We start from the raw sequence: 2336 nt of genomic DNA on the forward strand, positions 1-2336 counted from the left end.
CCCTAATGACATCCGAACGGTCGCTGGCGCGGGGAGTGGATCCCTGACACGTTTCGGGTTCTGAGAGGCCTCTGGTAAGACCGGGACGCTGGCCTGTGGCGGCGGCCGTTCACCAACCCACCACCAGCGATGCCCGATGCCTAACAGGTCGCCGGGGACCTCGTGGAAGTCTGGCGCGGTTGGTGGTCCGGGCGGTGGCCGGCTTGGGTGTCGTGGTGACGCCTGCCGTCCCCAGGGCAGCGGTGATGCCTCCTATCAGATCGGCGCGCCGTGGCGCCGAGCTGGTCATCTGCCGGAAGTGTTGCTCGTGGTTCGAGCCCGCCCCCATGGCCGGACGCCTCACTTCATCGAGAGCCACCGAGCTCCCAAACGTTGAGACCGGCGCCATGAGGGTCGCTGGGATCGCGAACGGCTCATCGGAGGGAAGGCCAACAGAGCCTCGTCATTAGGGCGCCGCGCGTTCTCGCCAGGGGATCGAACCGATCCCTGGAGAACCGAGCAGAGAGGACGACTTGGGTGAAGGTAACGTGCGGGATCGATTGGGCGGAAGGGCATCACGACATCGCGCTGGTCGACGCCGACGCTCAACTGGTGGCCAAGCGCAGGATCGATGACTCAGCCGAAGGATTCGCCGAGCTGCTGGCACTGCTGGCCGATGCCGGCGACAGCCCGGACGCTCCGATCCCGGTGGCGATCGAGACGTCGCGTGGACTGCTGGTCGCCGCCCTACGAGCGACCGGACGCCCTGTCTATGCCATCAACCCGATGGCTGTGGCCCGATACCGGGAACGGCACTCGGTCAGCCGCGGCAAGTCCGACCACGTCGACGCGATGACTCTGGCCAACATCCTGCGTACCGACGCCCATGCACACCGCCAACTGCCCGACGACACTGACCTGGCCCGCGCGATCGCCGTCCTCGCCCGCTCTGCTCAAGACGCGATCTGGCGCCGCAGCCGCGCTACCCAGGAGCTCCGGGCGATCCTGCGCGAGTTCTACCCAAGCTTCCTACAGGCCTTCGCCGGCAACGTGCACACCAACCTCGCGACCAACGATGCCCGCGCCGTCCTGGCGATCGCACCGACGCCAGCCGAGGCCGCGAAGCTGCCGAAGACGAGGATCATCACCGCACTGCGTCGTGCTGGCCGTCAACGCCGTGTCAACGAAACCGCCACCGAGATCCGCAACGCGTTGCGCAAACCTCAGCTGCGTCAGCCCGAACTGGTCGAACAGGCAATGGGCCGCCAGGCCCTTGCCCTCCTGGCCACCCTGAACGCCGAATGCGCCAGCGTCACCAATCTGACCGATGCAACCACTGCAGCGTTCCACAAGCACCCGGACTACGAGATCATCACCAGCTTCCCCGGCCTCGGCGACGTCACCGGCGCCCGGGTGCTGGGCGAGATCGGCGACGACCGTGCCCGGTTCGCCGACCCCCGCGGGCTAAAGGCCTTCGCCGGGGCCGCACCGATCACCCGCGCCTCCGGTCGCTCGATCTCGATCACCCACCGCCGGGTGAAGAACAACCGCCTCGCCGCGGCCGGGTTCGTCTGGGCCTTCGCCACCACCCCCAGACCCGGGCCAGCCAAGGACCTCTACAACGCGCGGCGGGCCCGCGGCGATCGCCACCCCGCCGCCCTGCGCATCGTGTTCAATCGGCTCCTCGGCCAGCTCTGGTACTGCCTCCAAACCAACCAGCCATACGACGAAACCCGCGCCTTCCCCAACCACACCGACCCGTCCGAGACCGCCGTCGCTTGACGCCTTCACCGGACCGGAGGACTTACCAACCTCTCAACTAGCGCCGTGACCCTGGCGAGTCCCCAAAATGCCGTATGGCCAGCAACGAAGATGTGCGGATCAAAGACCACGTCGACGAACGGCAGCTTGACGACCTGGTGGAGCTGTTCAGGTCTGCCTGGTGGATGGCAAACCGAACAGTCGAGGAAACCCAGCGGATCCTTCGCGAGTCGGACGTTGTAGTGGCCTTGGTCGATTCGTCACACGACCGGATCGTCGGCTTCTGCCGCGCCCTCACCGACTACGTCCACGTCGCGTTGGTGCTCGACGTCGTCATCGCGCCAGAACACCGTGGCTCAGGCTACGGCGCGGTGCTAATGGACGCCATCGTGCACAACCCCCAGCTTGCACAGGTGCGCAGCATCGAACTGGTCTGCCAGCCAGAACTCGCCCCCTTCTACCGTCGCTGGGGATTCACCGACCAGGTCGGCAGCTCGCTCCTCATGCGCCGATCGACAGATCCGCTGTTGGTTCCGCTTACTCGCCGGCCGTGATCAAGAGGCCGCAACTTGACCTCTTCAGCACATCGGAGGTCT

2 protein-coding genes are annotated in these 2336 nt (G+C 66.4%); both read left to right on the forward strand.

The features are described 5' to 3' along the window. Positions 1-486 precede the first annotated feature (486 nt). Positions 487-1761: an IS110 family RNA-guided transposase gene (locus tag E1218_RS35480; RefSeq protein ID WP_456074501.1), complete on the forward strand. Its 1275-nt coding sequence runs from the start codon at positions 487-489 to the stop codon at positions 1759-1761. A gap of 74 nt (positions 1762-1835) precedes the next feature. Beyond that, positions 1836-2294, forward strand: a complete 459-nt coding sequence (locus tag E1218_RS35485; protein ID WP_132327409.1) for a GNAT family N-acetyltransferase — start codon at positions 1836-1838, stop codon at positions 2292-2294. Positions 2295-2336: the final 42 nt, after the last annotated feature.

The organism is Kribbella turkmenica (assembly GCF_004348725.1).
GTDB classification, from domain to species: domain Bacteria; phylum Actinomycetota; class Actinomycetes; order Propionibacteriales; family Kribbellaceae; genus Kribbella; species Kribbella turkmenica.